Annotated in this window: 16 protein-coding genes; 6 read left to right on the top strand and 10 right to left on the bottom strand. The window is 39.4% G+C overall.

Annotated features, from left to right (window positions below):
- Positions 1 to 5 precede the first annotated feature (5 nt).
- The 5 genes from M3O96_RS06790 to M3O96_RS06770 all read right to left on the bottom strand — a co-directional run bounded on the left by M3O96_RS06790 (position 6) and on the right by M3O96_RS06770 (position 6939).
- Positions 6 to 1028 carry a glycosyltransferase family 4 protein gene (locus M3O96_RS06790; protein ID WP_249719572.1) on the bottom strand — a complete coding sequence of 341 codons (1023 nt, stop codon included), beginning with the start codon at positions 1026 to 1028 and terminating at the stop codon, positions 6 to 8.
- Between the two features lie 36 nt (positions 1029 to 1064).
- Positions 1065 to 1781: a class I SAM-dependent methyltransferase gene (locus tag M3O96_RS06785; protein WP_249719571.1), complete on the bottom strand. Its 717-nt coding sequence runs from the start codon at positions 1779 to 1781 to the stop codon at positions 1065 to 1067.
- Positions 1778 to 4204 (bottom strand): YfhO family protein, encoded by a 2427-nt coding sequence (locus tag M3O96_RS06780; RefSeq protein WP_249719570.1) that lies wholly within the window; start codon positions 4202 to 4204, stop codon positions 1778 to 1780. Before M3O96_RS06780 ends, M3O96_RS06785 begins: the two co-directional genes overlap by 4 nt.
- 411 nt (positions 4205 to 4615) lie before the next feature.
- Positions 4616 to 6118, bottom strand: coding sequence for an L-arabinose isomerase (araA, locus tag M3O96_RS06775; RefSeq protein ID WP_249719569.1), 1503 nt, complete (start codon positions 6116 to 6118; stop codon positions 4616 to 4618).
- A gap of 110 nt (positions 6119 to 6228) precedes the next feature.
- Complete coding sequence (locus tag M3O96_RS06770) at positions 6229 to 6939, bottom strand: NUDIX hydrolase (RefSeq protein ID WP_249719568.1); 711 nt, start codon at positions 6937 to 6939, stop codon at positions 6229 to 6231.
- A gap of 329 nt (positions 6940 to 7268) precedes the next feature.
- Here M3O96_RS06770 and M3O96_RS06765 point away from each other — a divergent pair, with 329 nt between their 5' ends.
- The 6 genes from M3O96_RS06765 (at position 7269) to ffh (ending at position 13555) form a co-directional block, all read left to right on the top strand.
- Complete coding sequence (locus M3O96_RS06765; RefSeq protein WP_249719567.1) at positions 7269 to 8819, top strand: alpha-N-arabinofuranosidase; 1551 nt, start codon at positions 7269 to 7271, stop codon at positions 8817 to 8819.
- A 48-nt stretch (positions 8820 to 8867) separates the two neighbouring features.
- A complete protein-coding gene (locus tag M3O96_RS06760) occupies positions 8868 to 10538 on the top strand; it encodes a ribulokinase (RefSeq protein WP_249719566.1) in 1671 nt (556 codons plus the stop codon).
- A gap of 82 nt (positions 10539 to 10620) precedes the next feature.
- The gene (locus tag M3O96_RS06755; protein WP_249719565.1) at positions 10621 to 11073 is read left to right on the top strand and encodes a hypothetical protein; all 453 of its coding nucleotides are present in this window, start codon (positions 10621 to 10623) and stop codon (positions 11071 to 11073) included.
- A gap of 108 nt (positions 11074 to 11181) precedes the next feature.
- Entirely contained in the window at positions 11182 to 11355 is a 174-nt protein-coding gene (locus M3O96_RS06750; RefSeq protein WP_249719564.1) for a hypothetical protein, read from the top strand.
- A 20-nt stretch (positions 11356 to 11375) separates the two neighbouring features.
- On the top strand, positions 11376 to 12080 hold the full coding sequence (locus M3O96_RS06745) for an L-ribulose-5-phosphate 4-epimerase (RefSeq protein WP_249719563.1): 705 nt from the start codon (positions 11376 to 11378) through the stop codon (positions 12078 to 12080).
- A 137-nt stretch (positions 12081 to 12217) separates the two neighbouring features.
- Entirely contained in the window at positions 12218 to 13555 is a 1338-nt protein-coding gene (gene ffh, locus M3O96_RS06740; RefSeq protein WP_249719562.1) for a signal recognition particle protein, read from the top strand.
- Positions 13556 to 13748: 193 nt separating this feature from the next.
- Here ffh and dprA read toward each other — a convergent pair whose 3' ends face one another.
- The 5 genes from dprA to M3O96_RS06715 form a co-directional block, all read right to left on the bottom strand.
- Positions 13749 to 14876, bottom strand: coding sequence for a DNA-processing protein DprA (gene dprA, locus M3O96_RS06735; RefSeq protein WP_249719561.1), 1128 nt, complete (start codon positions 14874 to 14876; stop codon positions 13749 to 13751).
- Entirely contained in the window at positions 14860 to 15210 is a 351-nt protein-coding gene (locus tag M3O96_RS06730) for a MerR family transcriptional regulator (RefSeq protein WP_249719560.1), read from the bottom strand. Before M3O96_RS06730 ends, dprA begins: the two co-directional genes overlap by 17 nt.
- 48 nt (positions 15211 to 15258) lie before the next feature.
- Positions 15259 to 15591, bottom strand: coding sequence for an L-rhamnose mutarotase (locus M3O96_RS06725; RefSeq protein WP_249719559.1), 333 nt, complete (start codon positions 15589 to 15591; stop codon positions 15259 to 15261).
- A gap of 65 nt (positions 15592 to 15656) precedes the next feature.
- Positions 15657 to 17183: a flotillin family protein gene (locus M3O96_RS06720; RefSeq protein ID WP_249719558.1), complete on the bottom strand. Its 1527-nt coding sequence runs from the start codon at positions 17181 to 17183 to the stop codon at positions 15657 to 15659.
- Positions 17184 to 17195: 12 nt separating this feature from the next.
- Positions 17196 to 17762 (bottom strand): serine protease, encoded by a 567-nt coding sequence (locus M3O96_RS06715; protein ID WP_249719557.1) that lies wholly within the window; start codon positions 17760 to 17762, stop codon positions 17196 to 17198.
- Positions 17763 to 17856 lie beyond the last annotated feature (94 nt).

Below are 17856 nucleotides of genomic sequence, written 5' to 3'. Positions count from 1 at the left end.
GTAAATCAGTTAAACAATTCCAATAATTCCTTTTTCCTTTTGGAATAAGGATAATCTTTTAAAATTTTATCTCTTGATTTTGTTCTTTGGGTATCAAAATCGATTAGAAAAGCCTTCGCGATTATTTTTTCCAAATGATCAGGATCTTTTTGCTTTAAAATAAAACCGGTATCTCCTATAATCATTGGAATGTCGCCTACAGCAGAACCAATCGGAACGCAACCACACAGCATGGCTTCCGCCAAGGCGTTTGGGAATCCTTCCGAGGTCGATAATTGCAAATAATAGCGGTGAGAATTGAACATTTCCCTCAATCCAGCTTTGTCTTGTGGTCCTGTGGTGGTAATATTTTTCGCCATTGGGACATAGTCAAAATCACCGACCAAGGTAAATGTTGCTTCTGGAAATCTCAAGGCAATCAATTCGATCATGTCAATACCTTTGATCCTAGCTCTGACTGGATTGGAAATTCCTTTTGCCACTGTGATGAATGTCATCGGCTTCCTTTCTTTTCCAAAGTCCATCCAAAAGTCAGTATCGAATCCATTGTAAATGGTTTGGATCGGAGTTTTCAAATCAGGAATCAGGTTTTTCAAACCTTGTTTGGATGAAATGGTTGGATCGTACTTATATTTAGACTGGATAAGCGAATCTGCGACAGGAAGGATTTTTGTGCAGTTTTTGAAACTGTAAATAGTAGCCAATCTCAGCCATTTCTTTCGGAAATTTCCATAATTGATCTCAGGCATATTCACAGCATCGGTGCCACCGCATTGGATAAATACTTTTTTCCCGAAAATCCTCCCAAATAGGGTGGGTAAGACCGAATGGTAGCCTCCAAAAAAACAGAGATAAAAAGTAGTTTTTGGCAATAAAATTACCAATTGAAAAAATTGGAGAATATAGTAAAATGGAAGGGCAACAGGATTTTGGGTAAAAGGAAGTTGTTTGATGCCAAATTCCGTCTCGATCATTTCGACATCTCTATCCGTAAAAGCTGTCCGTACAGGATAGGTGTAAATAATCATGGGAAGTTTGACTGAATTTGTTGGTTGAGAAATTGGCTACAGAAAGATACTGTTTTTGATTTTAAGAAAAGTTCGTTCCATAAAAACGGGCCATTTTCCTCTCAGCGTGTTTTTGGTAATCTTGTTATTTCTTCTGAACACGAAATACTGATAATCCTTTTCTTCGAAAAAGACAGCATAAGTTTCCATTTTGTCAAGATAGTATCTATTGTCCCTCAAGACACCAACCAAAGTAGCTGTATCCAAAGGTTGGTCAATGATCTGAAGTTTATCAGGTTCATTGTTGATGTTGTACTGCAAAAATCTTGGAGCAGGAATATGGATAAACACCACAGAATCTTTGTGTGAATGGGCATTGATTCTTTCAAATAGGTTGGGGTGCTGATCCACTGGAATATGTTCTAGAACATCCGGAAACACAAAATAATCAAAAGTCTGACCGGATTTGGTAAAATCACTCATGTCAGAAACCTCGAAACTTAGATTGGAAAATTGCTTCCAGAGAATCTTTGCTTTTTCGATACTTTTCTCGCTGATATCAACAGCAAGGATTTTTCCTTTCGATGTTTTTTTGGCAATTAACTGACTGACTGTTCCAATCCCGCAGCCCACTTCTAATACTTTGTGATTTGACTTCAGACCCGATTGGACGAGTTTGTCAATGATGGAAATATGACGGGAATTGATACCGATCTTTTCCTGTTTGAGCACATATTCATCGTAAAATACCTTTACTTCTTCTTTTTTGCTCATGGTTTTAGAAAAGGTTTGATCGATAAATATATACCCGCAATCAAAATCAAAAGGATTAGGTATTGAAATATGATAGTCACAGTTTTGGTTTTGTAATAACTATCAGGTTCAAATTTCATCACAACTTCAGAAATTCCCTCCGGCACAGATATGCCACGAAGCAGGTAATTGGTTCGGATAATGTCGGTTTCCTGTCCATTGACCAAAGCTTTCCAGCCTTTTGGATAGAATATCTCAGAAAAGACAACCAAACCGGCTTTGGCAGCATCTATTGAATATTTCAACTCATTTGGTTTTTGGGAAGTCACAGACACCGATCCAGATCCTGATTGGACTTTACCAAATTCCGACTCATTCACAGTTGCTTCATTTTTAGTATCCATCTGAGAAATGAGTTTGACTTCATCTTCGTTGGAGGTGACATTGCGGATCGTTGCAGGAAACCATGCCGGGCCATTTGCCTCAGGATTGGTAAACACAGCATTTTCAGCCTGACCGGCCACCACATACTTGGTATTGAGCATGTTCAGTGCTTTCAATCCTTCCCATTCAAAATTCCCTTCTTGGGCTTTTTGGATAAAAGACTGAATTTCTGCACCCAATACATTTTCAGTTAATTCCTGGTAACGTTTCATTTTGGCGCCATGGTAGCCGCCTATGCTATTGAAGAAGTAACTTGGTCGGGCATCATTGAAGGGATTTTCTAAGTTGATTACCCTAAAATATCCATCATCATTCAAGATTTTTAGATCTGCAGGAGACTTGGCAAAAAACTGAGCAGAAGGACTTGATTGAAATGAGCTTTCATTCAAATATCTTTTGTTGATAGTCCAAAGATCCACAGCAATCAATAAAGCAATGGTTAATCCCGCAACTTGACTAGATATTTTCTTTTTAAGGCTTGCCCAAATCAAACCTGCAGCAAGCAAAATGAAAATAAAACTTTTAAAGGCACTGCTTTGAAGCATTGATTTTCTGTCCTGCTGGATAGCGTCGACAAGCCATTCCGGCAAGTTGGCATCTACAGGTGCCCTAAATCCAAACATTCCCGCAAATAGCACAAATACCAAAGCCAGTCCTGCAGTACTTCCTAGCGCGATGGAAAGATTTTTGACCATGGATTTATGATCTCCGCTTCTGAATAGGTATTCCAAACCCAAACTTCCCAATACAGGAATTGAAAAAAGAGCAATGGAAAGGGCCATCGTAACCGCCCTGAATTTGTTATATCCCGGAAGAAAATCAAAAATCAAATCATTGAACCAGGCCAGATTTTTTCCAAAAGCAAGGAAAATGGATAAAATGGTTATTGAAAGGAAGATGTATTTATACGTCTTTGGAGCATAAATCAAACCCAAAACAAACATAAAAAGCATAATTGCCCCGCCATAAATAGGTCCGCCAGTTCCCGGTTGCTCTCCCCAATAAGTGGGAGCTTTTTCAATAAACCCTGTTGCTTGGGCACTTTCAACAGCATTGCTTCGTAAAGCCTGTTCGGAATTGGAATCCTTGGGTAAAGCTTCACCACTTCCTCCTCCATAAATAAAAGGTACCAACAGGGTCAAGGTTTCCATTTTTCCCTGTGACCAATTGAATGCGTAATCTCTGTCCAATCCTCCATCTGAGGTATTTGGGGAGCTGATGTTGGATTGTCCTCTGGTAGAAAAAGCGCCATATTCGAGGACGGTCATAAAACGGCTCAAATTCGATCCAATAGCTAAGCTTGCTCCCAAAATCAGAATAAGCATGGTTTTGCCAAAGGCAGGAAGTGTCTTGGATTGATAGGCGTCAACAATCTGTCCGATTCCATAAATCAATACGATCAAAACTGTGTAATAGGTAATCTGAAGGTGGTTGAACTTGAGTTGGAGCATCAAACCAAAAGCAAATAGCGCTAGCCCCAAAATCTTTTTCCCTGAGAAAGCCAAATGAATCCCCGCCAAAATCAAAGGAATCAGGCAAATAGCCCATATTTTGGCATTGTGTCCGGCATCTAAACTTATCACATGGAATGTGTTGAATGCAAAAGCTACTGCTCCTGCAACAGAAAATTCGGGTCTAACTTTAAAACTCAGCAGGAGAATATACATTGCCACCATTCCAAAAAACAAAGAATTTACGGGATGGGGGAGTCCTAAAGTGACGACTTTAATCAAAAAATTGGTGATGTCGCCGGGAATCTCAAAACTCACCAAGTATGCCGGCATACCGCCAAACATACTGTTGGTCCAAAGTGCTTCCTCGCCGGTCTCTGCACGGTAATCCATAACTTCCTTGGCTGCACCTTCCCACTGTAAGATATCATATTGGAAAATGATTTTGCCATCAAAAACAGCCGGGCCGAAATAAAATAACACAATGAGGTAAAAAACCGCAACTCCGACGAGATGGGGCAAAATGTCATTTTTGAAGTTGATCTGCATTATCTGTTCAGTTCTTTTTAAAAGAATGGCGCAAATTAAAAAATAAATAGGATTATCCGCCCCCTTTTCAATTTCCAAATTCACTTAAATATCCCTTAGCAAGCCGGACCAAAGAAGTGGTCCCACATAAAAGAGCCTGAAGAAGCGGGCCCTTAACCCAATGTTTCCAGCCACTTAAATTATTATCTAAATCGAATTTTAGGACATCTGAACGTCCAAATTAAAGCACTCAAGTCTATTCACCTTGTACTCAATTTAAATTATATATAAGTTTTATTGCCTAAACCATACCAAGCTCAGACTGAAGTGCAATCAAGTGGCTATTGACTGTCGACTGTTGACTATGGACAAATTTTCCGCAGTTGTAATCTTAAATTTGAGTTGGGCGCCAAGTGGCGGAAAATCGTAAAATCATTTATCAAACACCTTATAATAAACCTCACTCCATTTCAATTCATTCTGAAGGTTTCTGATGGTAGTTTGTCCATCGATATTGACAGATTCGATACCTGCGATATTGGCGAAGTCATTGAGAATTGTCGTGGAAAGGTTTTGGCTAAAGCAGGTGTGGTGTGAACCTCCGGCTAAAATCCAAGCTCCACAACCTGTCTTCATATCAGGCAATGGCTTCCACATGACCCGTGCAACAGGTAATTTTGGCAAATCATGTGGTGCATCAACAGCCTCGACTTCATTGACTATCATCCGGAATCTATTTCCCATATCTACCAGAGAAGCATTCAGTCCTTTGCCTGCTTTCACATTAAATACCAACCTCACAGGATCTTCTTTACCTCCGATACCTAATGGATGAACTTCACAGGAAGGTTTGCCGGATGCCAGGCATTCATCCACTTCAAGCATGTGGGATCCTAACACGAGGGTATTTGCGGGATCAAAATGATAGGTGTAATCTTCCATAAAGGCATTGCCGCCTTCTAATCCTGTCCCCATTACTTTCATCGCCCTGACCAAAGCCGCTGTTTTCCAATCTCCTTCACCTGCATATCCGAAACCTTTGTTCATCAATCTTTGAACTGCGATTCCCGGTAGTTGACGCATGCCATGTAAATCCTCGAATGTATTTGAGAAAGCTTTGAAACCTCCCTCTAAAAGAAATTTCTCCAATCCAATTTCAATTCTTGCGGCTTCGACCAGGGATCCTCTTTTTGCGCCACCTGCTTTCAGGTTTTCGGACAAAATATAGGAGTCCTCATATGTATTGATCAAGTTCTTAATTTCCGAATCAGTTACAGCATTGATTTTTTGGACCAAATCACCAACAGGAAAGGTGTTGACTGCAAATCCAAATCTCATTTCAGCTTCCACCTTGTCGCCCTCAGTCACGGCGACATTCCGCATGTTATCCCCGAATCTGGCGATTTTCATACCTTGCCAATCATGCCACCCGCTGGCGGCACGACACCAACCGTCTATTTCATGGTGTACCTCCTTGTCTTTCCAAAAGCCCACGACCACTTTTCTATTGATCCGCATACGGCTTGTCAAAAATCCAAATTCCCGGTCACCATGCGCGCTTTGATTGAGATTCATGAAATCCATGTCTATCGAATTCCAAGGAATATCTCGGTTAAATTGGGTATGTAAATGAAGAAGGGGTTTGTTCAGGATTTTCAGGCCATTGATCCACATTTTGGCAGGAGAAAAAGTATGCATCCAAGTGATAATCCCGATGCAATTTTTTACCTGATTGGCTTCCTGGCATATTTGGAAGATCTCCTCGGTAGTTTTTACAATAGGTTTGAATATTATATTGACTGATATATTTTTGGTTTGGTTGAGCTCATGGGCTATGACTTCGGAATGCTCAGCCACCTTTGCTAAAGTTTCCTCTCCATATAAATGTTGGCTACCGGTGATAAACCAAACTTCATTTTGTGTTATATTTTTCATAATAATTCCGAATTAAAACAGGGTCGCAAATGCAATCAGAAAACTTATACATATTAATTAAGTGTCATAAATACACATAAAAGAACAATTAAAAAATAGAAGAATGAAATTTAATCGCGGGTACCGGAAATTTCATTAAGTGGAATAAAGTTTTGAATAGTCAAAATTGCTTGTTGGTATTTTTCCTCGTCCAAAGAATAATAAAAAGCCCCTTTTTTTGAACTGAGTTTTTCCTTTTCATTCTCCTTTTTTAAGAGGTTAGTAGAGAGTACTTTTCTGGTGAAATTCCTTTTGTCAAATTTGGTATTGTATAGCCCTTCATACATATTCTGAAGTTGGGGAAGGGTGAATTTATCTGGAAGCAATTCAAAAAGTATTGGGTGGAAAGTAGCTTTGTAGCGCAATTTATTTAAAGCTATATCGACCATTGCCTGATGGTCAAAAATCAGTTTGGGAAGTTCTTTCATGGGAAACCACCGAGCATGAAAATCGTCATTGATCTGTTGTTGGTATTTTTCAATATCGATCAAAGCGACATACGTGACGGCTATAACCCTTTCGATCGGATCTCTCTCCGGTCGGCTAAATGCCCCCATTTCTTCCAAATAAAGGTTCTGAAGACCGGTGAGTGATTTCAAAATCCGGGCAGCTGCTTCATCCAACGATTCCTCAGGTTGGACAAAGCCTCCCATCAATGACCACTTTTCTTTTTCTGGTGCAAAACCGCGTTGGATCAAAAGCAACTTGTACTCTGTTCCATCAAATCCAAAAACAATGCTATCTACAGCTACAAGGATCCTAGTTTGGTTGGAGTATTTCATTAGAATTTTGCGGTATTGGTTGTTTGGTTTACAGATTAGATAAGATATATAAATATTCAGAATTAATGCAAAGTACACACTTAAAGTTAAAATGGCGAAATTTCAAAATAGAGACACGAAGTAGCTTACAGGAATAAAAGAAAGTTTCAAAAATTAACCGTCTAGGCCATTGAAAAATTATTAGTGTATTATTTACAATTAATATTTGTCGCTTCAGGTTATTTTTCTAATATTCGGTGGTGTTTATCGCTGTGATTTTTTAAAAAAATCCATCATTTGTTTAAAAATGGAATTCCAAAAAGGATTAAAAAAACATAAAATATGTAGATATGAAGACAATAAGAATTAAAGGAATGATGATCTTGGCAGCCATGCTGATTTCATCTCTTTCCCCAGCCCAAACTAGCCGATTGATCGTCAATGCAGATCAGGGTAGTGTTGTTATCAACAAACATATCTATGGGCATTTTGCGGAGCACCTTGGGAGAAATATCTATGGTGGAATCTGGGTAGGTCCGGATTCCAAAATCCCTAATATAGAAGGATATCGATTGGATGTCATGAAAGCAATTCAAAAATTGGAGATTCCAAACCTCCGGTGGCCAGGCGGTTGCTTTGCGGATGAATACCATTGGACAGATGGGATTGGAAATCTAAAAGACCGTCCTACGATGATTAATACACATTGGGGCGGCGTGGTAGAGGACAATTCCTTTGGAACGCATGAATTCATGAATTTTGCCAAGAAAATCGGAGCTGAACCATATATCACCGGAAATGTCGGAAGCGGTTCGGTCGATGAGATGTCCAAATGGATAGAATATATCAATTTTGACGGAGTCAGTCCCATGTCAAATTTGAGAAAGAAGAATGGGCAAGACGCACCTTGGAATATCAAATATTGGGGTGTAGGAAATGAAAACTGGGGATGTGGTGGCAATATGACTGCGGAATATTATGCCAATGAATACAGAAGATATGCCACTTACGCCAGAAATTATGGTGGAAATACCTTGTATAAAATCGCCGGTGGTGCCAATAGTGATGACTACAATTGGACGGAAGTTTTGATGAAAAATATTCCGCTTAATATGATGGATGGGCTTTCAGTACATTATTATACCATGACAGGTTCTTGGACTGATAAGAAATCGGCCACTGTCTTTGACAAGGAAACTTACTTGGAGACTTTGAGAAAAGCGGCAGGGATTGAGGAATTGATCGTCCGTCATGGGGCCATCATGGACCAATATGATCCCGAGAAAAGAATAGGAATGATCATCGACGAATGGGGTACTTGGTATCAGGTCGAGCCAGGAACCAATCCTGGTTTCCTTTACCAACAAAATACTATGCGCGATGCACAGGTAGCGGCAATTTCTTTGAATATTTTCAATAAACATGCAGACCGGGTCCATATGGCCAATTTGGCACAAACTGTCAATGTGCTTCAGGCCATCATTCTTACCAATGATACTGACATGATTCTTACTCCAACTTACCATGTTTTTGATCTGTATAAGCCTCATAAAGACGCAATTTTATTACCTCATCATCTCGTGACTGAGGAAGTTGCTTTTGGCAAAGAAAAGTTGGAAGCATTGAATGTATCTACTTCCAAATCTCCTGACGGGACAGTGAACATCAGCATTGCCAATATTCATCCTGACAAGAAAATAGACCTTGATGTAGTGTTGAGAGGGATTTCAGCCAAGACCGTAACAGCGGAATATGTGACTGCTCCGTCCATCGATTCTTACAATACTTTTGAAAAAAAGGAGGTAGTCAAAAAAGCAGCTTTCAAAGATTTCAAATTGGATAAAGACAACCTGAAAATTGCTGTTCCCGCCAATTCAGTCTTGATGGTAAGGGTTAAATAATATTTTTTAAGTACTAATTTGGTTCGAAAAAAAACTGATATTCATAGTATGGAGGATAAATATGTAATCGGCTTGGATTATGGGACTGATTCTGTCAGGGCGATTTTGGTGAATACCAAAAACGGTGACTGCGTGGCAAGCCACGTTGTTTTATACCCAAGGTGGAAAGCAGGAAAGTACTGTAATCCGGTGGAAAACCAATTCAGGCAACATCCATTGGATCATTTGGAAGGTTTGGAAGCAAGCGTCAAAGGAGTTTTAGAGAAATCCAAAATCCCTGCTTCACAAGTCAAAGCCATCTGTGTGGATACCACAGGTTCTTCCCCTTTGCCTGTGGATGAAAAAGGTCAATCCCTGGCCATGAATCCTGCATTTGCCGAGAATCCAAATGCGATGATGGTTCTTTGGAAAGACCATACTGCCATCAATGAAGCCGATGAAATCAACCATATCGCCCGGACTTGGGGAGGGGAGGATTACACCAAATATGAAGGTGGAATCTATTCATCAGAATGGTTTTGGTCTAAAATTTTACATGTCGTAAGGGAGGATCAAAAAGTAGCAGACGCTGCCTTTTCCTGGATGGAGCATTGTGATTATATCACAGCCCAACTCATTGGCAATGAAGATCCTTTGACACTAAAGCGAAGCAGGTGTGCGGCTGGACATAAGGCCCTTTGGCATGAAAGCTGGGACGGATTGCCACCAAAAGAGTTTTTGGGTTTGTTTCATCCCTACTTAGCTTCATTAAGGGATCGTCTTTATACCGAAACCTATACCTCAGACAATCAGGCTGGAAATCTAAGCAGCGATTGGGCCAATAGATTGGGTTTGTCTCCAAATACAGTTGTGGCAGTTGGGACTTTTGATGCGCATGCAGGTGCTGTTGGCGGTGAGATATCAGAAAATACCCTGATCAAAGTGATGGGAACTTCCACCTGTGACATCATGATTACTTCTAAGGAGAATATTGGAAGCAATTTGATTCAAGGAATTTGTGGACAGGTTGATGGATCTGTTATTCCGGGAATGATCGGTTTGGAAGCCGGACAATCTGGGTTTGGAGATGTATTGGCTTGGTTCAGGGATTTGATTTCCAAGCCAAGTATAGAATTGATAGAAAAAAGTGATCATTTGGATGAATTGCAGAAATTCAATTTGATTCAAGAAATTCAAGAAAACATCATAGGCCAACTTTCTGCAGAAGCCCTCAAAATTCCTGTTAGTGAATCAAAAATAGTGGCACTTGATTGGATCAATGGACGAAGGACTCCTGACGCCAATCAAGCTTTGAAAGGAGCGATCATGGGTTTGAATATGGGTTCGGATGCCGCGAGGGTTTTCAAATCCTTGGTGGAAGCCATCAGTTTTGGTTCCAAAAAAATTGTGGAAAGGTTTGAAGAGGAGGGTGTAAAAATCGAAACTGTAATAGGCATGGGCGGAGTGGCCAAAAAGTCCAAACTTGTCATGCAGACATTAGCAGATGTACTTGATATGCCAATTAAAGTGGCCACTTCAGACCAGGCACCAGCTTTAGGTGCAGCCATATATGCAGCAGTTGTAGCAGGAATCCATCCCGATACACAAGTAGCAATCAAGGTCATGAGCAATGGTTTTGATGAAGTTTATCATCCCATACCAGGAAATGTAAACCATTATAAAAAGCTTTATAAGGAATATGGGAGGTTTGGGGAGTTCTTAGAAGGAAAATCAAGATAAAATAAAAGGATTAATTTAAAACTATTAAAATAAATAATTACCTAAATCGAATCTAATTTTTCAAAAACGTATATCTTTCAAAATGAAAAAATTAATTTTGACGATTGCGTTTTTAAACGTCTTTCTTTTTGGATTTAGTCAAGGAGTTCTTGATGTTAGAATGATCGAATCCTATAATCATATAATTAAAAAAGGTTATAAATTAAAATTCAAACCTATACTTGATGAATTAAACTCTAACATTGTCTCAACTTTAGAAATACCATTTTCAGCAAATGAAACGTATTTATTGTTTGCTGCTTGTGATAAAAATTGTCACAACTTAAGTTTGGTTATTGAAGATAATTTTGGAGAAGTTTATGAAGGGAATGTCCATTTTGATTTAAACGATCTTGGTATTGAAATATTAGACAGAGCGTATGAGGTTTTCAAGCCCAAATACTCAGGAAGTAATAATGCTAAAGTAATTATGCGAAATTGTGAAACTGAAAAATGCACTTACAGCTTGGCTATATATGTCGAAAATGAATTGTAAATTCAAATTCATTATTAGAATTGGAAATCTTCAAATTATAAAATATATTAAATTAATCCATTAAGAAAGAACAACCTGTCTAGTTTATATAAGTTAAAAGTGAAGTTTATGGTTAAAAGAAAAAAGGGAAAAGCCTACGCACTGGGTCCTATTTCGGATAAGGATAAATTTTTTTTGGACCCCTCTGTTTTAGAGGTGATCAATGAAGGTATTTCACAGTATAATTCCGGAAAAACCATTAAAGTAGACAAATCAGAATTTGTCAATTTGTTAGGTTTCTGAGCTATTCTCATTTAAAATTTATGTCTATTTACAAAAGCCTCAAACTAGAATGCTATACAGCCAATATGCAGCTGCCAAAATTGGATCTCGTTGTCTATACTTTTGGGAATGTCAGTGCGGTGGATAGGGAAAAAGGTGTTTTTGCCATCAAGCCAAGCGGTGTTCCCTATGAGGAGCTTAAAGTCGAGGATATTGTAATTGTGGACTTTGACAATAATATCATTGAAGGAAACATGCGGCCTTCTTCAGATACCAAGACGCATGCATTCCTTTACAAACATTGGAAAAATATAGGGGGAATATGTCACACCCATTCGACGTATGCAGTTGGTTGGGCACAGGCGCAGATGGATATCCCGATTTTTGGGACGACACATGCTGATCATCTTACGGTGGATATTCCCTGTGCACCTCCGATGTCGGACAACTTGATCCAAGGAGATTATGAGCACAACACAGGCCAACAGATTTTAGATGCCTTTTCATCCAAAGGATTAAATTCCGAGGAAGTTGAAATGGTGCTTATAGGAAATCACGGTCCTTTTGCTTGGGGAAAGAATGCAGCCAAAGCTGTTTACAACAGCAAAGTGATGGAAGAAATAGCCAAAATGGCATTCCTTACTTTACAGATCAATCCCAATGCTCCGAGGTTAAAAGAAGCCCTGATCAAAAAGCATTTTGAGCGGAAGCATGGAAAAGATGCATACTATGGGCAAGGGTGCTGACATTTATTACAAATAACCAATAACTCAATAACTATTAACCAATAACCAATTTTTTCAAATCCATTTCCCTTAATCCCACATTCCATTCTCCCTTTCACAAATAAATTCCTATTTTTGCCTCAAATAGATAATGAAGCATGTTCGATAATCTTAGTTCCAAGTTAGATAGAGCTTTTAAAACCCTAAAGGGTACCGGCAAAATCACCGAAATCAACGTTGCTACCACCGTAAAGGAAATCCGTAGGGCTCTGATTGATGCCGATGTCAATTATAAAGTAGCCAAAGAAGTAACTGATACGATCAAAGAACAGGCACTTGGCCGAGATGTGTTGATCGCTGTTTCCCCAGGTCAATTGTTGGTCAAAATCACGCAAGAGGAACTGACCAAACTGATGGGTGGATCAAAAGTGGATATCAACATCAAAGGTGATCCCGCTGTGATTTTGATCTCCGGTCTTCAGGGTTCGGGTAAGACAACTTTTTCAGGAAAGTTTGCCAGTATGCTCAAAAAGCAGGGCAGACAAGTTCTTTTGGTAGCTTGTGATATTTACAGACCGGCTGCGATTGACCAATTGAAAGTATTGGGCGAGCAGATTGGAGTAGAGGTCTATGCTGAACCGGAAAATAAAAATGCCCTTGAGATTGCAAGCCGTGCAATTGAATACGCCAAAAAGAATGGTAAGAAAATAGTCATCGTCGATACCGCCGGCCGTTTGGCAGTAGACGATGTGATGATGAAAGAAATTGAGGCACTGAAAAAAGCCCTCAATCCTTCAGAAACATTGTTTGTCGTGGATTCCATGACCGGTCAGGATGCTGTTAATACAGCCAAGACATTTGATGAAAGGCTGAATTTCGATGGGGTGGTCTTGACCAAATTGGACGGTGATACGAGGGGTGGTGCTGCCATTTCCATTAGACACGTTGTCAATAAGCCCATCAAATTCATTTCAACTGGGGAAAAAATGGAGAACATCGATGTTTTCCACCCTGACCGTATGGCCCAAAGGATTTTGGGCATGGGTGATGTGATTTCATTGGTGGAGAGAGCGCAACAGTCTTTCGACGAAGATGAAGCCAAGCGAATCAATGCCAAAATCAGAAAAAACCAATTCAATTTTGATGATTTTCTTTCCCAATTGGAACAGATCAAAAAGATGGGAAATATCAAAGACTTGATGGGCATGATTCCGGGTATGGGCAAAGCCATGAACGGTCTCGATATAGATGATGATTCCTTCAAACCTATTGAAGCTATTATCCGAAGCATGACTCCAAAAGAAAGAGAGAATCCGGATATTATTGATGGCAATCGAAGAAAAAGACTTGCCAATGGTAGTGGGAGAAGCATCACTGAAGTCAATAACCTGATGAAGCAATTTGGCGATATGAGGAAAATGATGAAGCAGATGAATAAAATGGGTGGTGCCCAAAAGGCTCTTGGCGGATTTATGCCAAAGCAGGGCAGGAGGTAAGTCTAGTTTCAATTTTAGTAAAAAACAAAATCCCCTTTTGAAATATTCAGAAGGGGATTTTTAATTGATTGCTTCAACAATAAATTATTAACGAAAGGTTAAAATTTGACCTTAGATCTAATCTTTTTTTCAAATTTCAAATTTGGGATAATTGAATTCTGGTTTTTACCTTGGCCTTAAATAATCTCCAATTTTATTGTGTAAGCTTGTATTTTTTGCCCGGTAGGGATTTTATAAGTCCTTCAAATTCAAGGTTTAAAAGATTAGAAGCTAAACTTGAAATAGAAACATTGAGCAGGATGGCGATCTGATCGATTTCCAATTCTTTCTTTTCCATCAATAAATTTAAAATATCCTTTTCCTCGTCATTATACTTCGAAAGGTCAAGCATTTTAGTCTTGGTATTGGAGGAAGACAGATTTTCTTTTGACCAAGATAAGGCTTCTTCTAAGTCCTTGGGTCCGGTGTAAATAGTGGCTTTCATGGACCGGATGAGGTTATTGCAACCCTCGCTGTAGGTGGAAAGTAAGTTTCCAGGTACAGCAAAAACTTCCTTGTTATAGCTGAATGCGATCTCAGCAGTGATCAAGGCTCCTCCTTTTTGGGCTGCTTCTACCACGATGACTGCATCTGATAATCCTGAAATGATCCGGTTCCTTCTTGGAAAATTGCTTGGATGCATGACTGTTCCGGGTGGATATTCGCTTACAAGCCCACCTCCACTTTCGATCATTTGGTCAGCAGTATTTTTATGGAGAGCTGGGTAAATCTGATCTACTGAAGATCCCAAAATTCCGATTGTTGGAAGGTTGTTGGCCAAAGAAGTTTTATGGGCTTCAATGTCAACGCCATAGGCTAGGCCACTGACGATAGTGGCATGGTAAGGAACAATATCCTCAATGATCTTTTTGGTGATGTTTTTTCCATATTCGGTGACATTTCTTGTACCGACTATAGCTAACGATCTGTTTGGGTTGAGATTGATTTCGCCTTTGGTGTATAAAACCATCGGACAATCGTCCATCACTTTCAATCGTGAAGGAAATTTGGGGTCAGAAAAAGTCAAAATGTTTATTCCTTTTTTGCGGCAGTTTGAAATTATATCAGAAGCCTCTCTAAAGTATTGGTCTTTGTCTTTTCGGATTTCGGCAAACTTTTTATTTACCCGGGGGATCTTTGAAATTTTTCCTGCGGGCATGTCAAAAAACTCCTTAGCAGACCCTGTATAAGCTAGGATGTTTCTATATAAGGAGGGACCGATTTTAGGAATTAGATTAAGCGACAGCTCAAAAATCAAATCTTCATTATTTGGATTCGACATGCATTGTGTCCCGTATTTCTATTAAAAATCGTTTGATTTGATGAAGTCTGTCAACCATAGCTGCTTTATCAAATACAGTGTGGTGGTCCCCTCGGATTACTTCTTGGGCACCTTGAAGCGTGTATCCTTTGATTTTTACCAATTGATAGATATACCTGATTTTTTCGATATCATCTTTGGTAAACCTACGGTTTCCTTTTTTGTCTTTTTTGGGTTTGATGATATCAAACTCCCCTTCCCAATACCGAATCAGGGATGGGGCAACTTTGAACATGCTGGCAACTTCTCCGATGGAGTAGTATTTTTTTTCGATTTCTTTTTCTTTGTACGGCACGGGCTTTAAAGCATTACTTTAACCAAAAATAGGAAAAATAATTAATTTTCAACTCTCAAATATTCTTTTCATCAATTGCCATTTTTCATTCACTTTACTGTTAGGCAACTTTTGTTGGTAAGTTGACATGAGGTTTTCCCACTCTTGCACTTTTGGGTTATTGGCATCCAATTCTGCTTTCCTTTCAAATGAAAAGCTTGAATCCACTTCAATAATCATGCATAACCTATTTTCCCAACGGTATAATTCCATGGAAAGTATCCCTGCATCCCTAAAACTTTGGAGGATTTCAGGTTTGACAGATTGGTGATAAACCTCATATTCCTCAATGAGTTGTGGATCATTTATTAAATCAAGGGTTAAGCAAAACCGTCGGTTCATAGTCTCAAAATAAAAAATGCTTCCGGTTGATTTTAACCAAATCACCGAAAGCATTTGTACGATTATTATTCTGGGTTAGATTCTTTTTTCTTTGAATCTTTTTCTTCTTTAACCACATTGGCTTCTTCAGCTCCTTTCAGATAACTAGGGAGATTTAATCCTGCCATGTTGAAAAGGTCATTTAAGGGAGGGACACTTTTCATTAAACCGGACACAAAATTGGCGGTTGATCCATTTCCATTGTCACCATTTGCGCCTGAATCCCAAACAGTGACTTTATCGATTTTAATATTTTTGACAGCTTCTACCTGAGTCTTGACGAGTTCAGGAAGTTTTTCGATCAATAGTAATTGGAACGCTTTGTTTGGATCCCCACCGGCCGCATCTACTACCTGCCTGTAACCCTCCGCCTGCTTGGTTAATATTTCATATAGCCCTCTTGCCTCAGCATCCATTTTAGCAAAAATCGCATCAGCTTCACCTTTGGCCTGTTCTCTGATTCTCTCGGCCTCGGCTTGGGCTTCGATGATTGCTTTTTGTTTGGCGATTTCAGAAGGAACCACCACATTGGCGATCTGGGTCGACCTTTCCCTTTCAGAACGGGCTGTCTCGGCTTTTTGCTCTGCAAGGTATGATTCCTCTAACGCACGTGCTTGCTGTACTTTTTCTGCAGCGAGTGCTGTCCTCTGGGCCTCAGCCTCTCTTTCTCTTCTATTTGAATCCGATTGGGCGATGGAGATTTTGGCCTCATTTTCACCTTTTACTGCCAAAGCGTTTGCCTCAGAAGTTTTGACCCTTGTATCTCTTTCTGCTTCAGCCTTACCAATGGATTCATCTTTAAATGCCTCAGCGATACTTACTTCCCGGGATTTATGGGTAATGGCTATTTTGACATCGCGATCCCTGTGGGTTTCTGCAATTTGTACATCCCGCTCTCGGTCAGCCATTGCTTTCCCTGTTTCACCTATTTTCTCTTGTTCGGCAACAGAGATTTTGGCTTCATTGATGGCTTTTGCAGCAGCTTCTTTTCCCAACGCCTCGATATATCCTGACTCATCTTTGATATCTGTTACGTTGACGTTGATCAGCTTTAGTCCGATTTTTTTCAATTCTGTATCGACATTTTTGGAAATGTTGTCCAAAAATTTATCCCTGTCTGAATTGATTTCTTCTATTGTCATGGTTGCGATAACCAATCTCAATTGGCCAAAGAGGATATCTTTTGACAATTCTTGGATTTGATCGGGAGTTAATCCCAAAAGCCTTTCTGCAGCATTGCCCATACTGTCAGTTTCAGTAGAAATCGCAATTGTAAACCGGCAGGGAACATCAACCCGGATGTTTTGGCGGCTTAAGGCATTGGTCAGGTTGGCTTCAATAGAAATCGGTTTGAGATCTAAGTATGCATAATCCTGGATCACAGGCCATATAAATGCGCCCCCTCCATGGATACATTTGGCAGAAGTTCCACCTGTGCGTCCGTATACCACCAATATTTTATCTGAAGGGCACCTTTTGTACCTTGATACCAAAGCGGAAATCATGACAAAAAATACAACTACCGCTGCTACTAAAATATAAATTATTTCCATATAAGTGAATTGTTAAAGTTTTTCTACAAGAAGAATATTATCAGAATCAATGGATTTGATCTTTACCAATGTTCCGGAATTGAGTGTTTCTGATTCTGTGATCGCCCGTAATTCCTTGAAGGAACCTTTGGTGCTGATCTGAACTTTGCCTATTCCTGATTTTCTTTCAGGTATGGTAAGGTAAACCTCACCGGTTTTTCCGATAGTATCCGAAATTTTGAATGTATTGTCTTCAGCAAGTTTTCTGATCTGTCCAATGATGAAAAAAAACATGGCTACAAACCCTAATCCCACCAAAAATGCCAATGCGATCAACAATGTCTTATTTTCTATAATTGAATAAAACGAAATCCCTGTCCATCCGAAACCCAACATAAAATGTATCAGGTTGCGAAAGGAGAAAATCTGAAACGGACCTGTAGTTCCCTCTAGATTACTGTCAAAATCCGCCTGCAGGCCATCTGAGGCATCTACACCAACAAACGTCATGATGGTTTGTATCAAAAATATCAATGTTGAAGGTATTGCCAAGTACCAGAAGATCCTGAGCAAAGAATCCAGCTCGTTAAAATTTTCCATAGATGTATTTAAGTTTGGGTTGTCCAAACTAAATTAATTTTTTTGGGTTTCAAATTATGAAGTTCAATAACTTGAAAAAAAATCATTTCAATCG

The sequence above is a fragment of the Aquiflexum sp. TKW24L genome (assembly GCF_023502205.1).
GTDB lineage: Bacteria > Bacteroidota > Bacteroidia > Cytophagales > Cyclobacteriaceae > Cognataquiflexum.
Note: the sequence above shows the minus strand (reverse complement) of the source record. Positions and strands in the feature narration are given on the sequence as shown.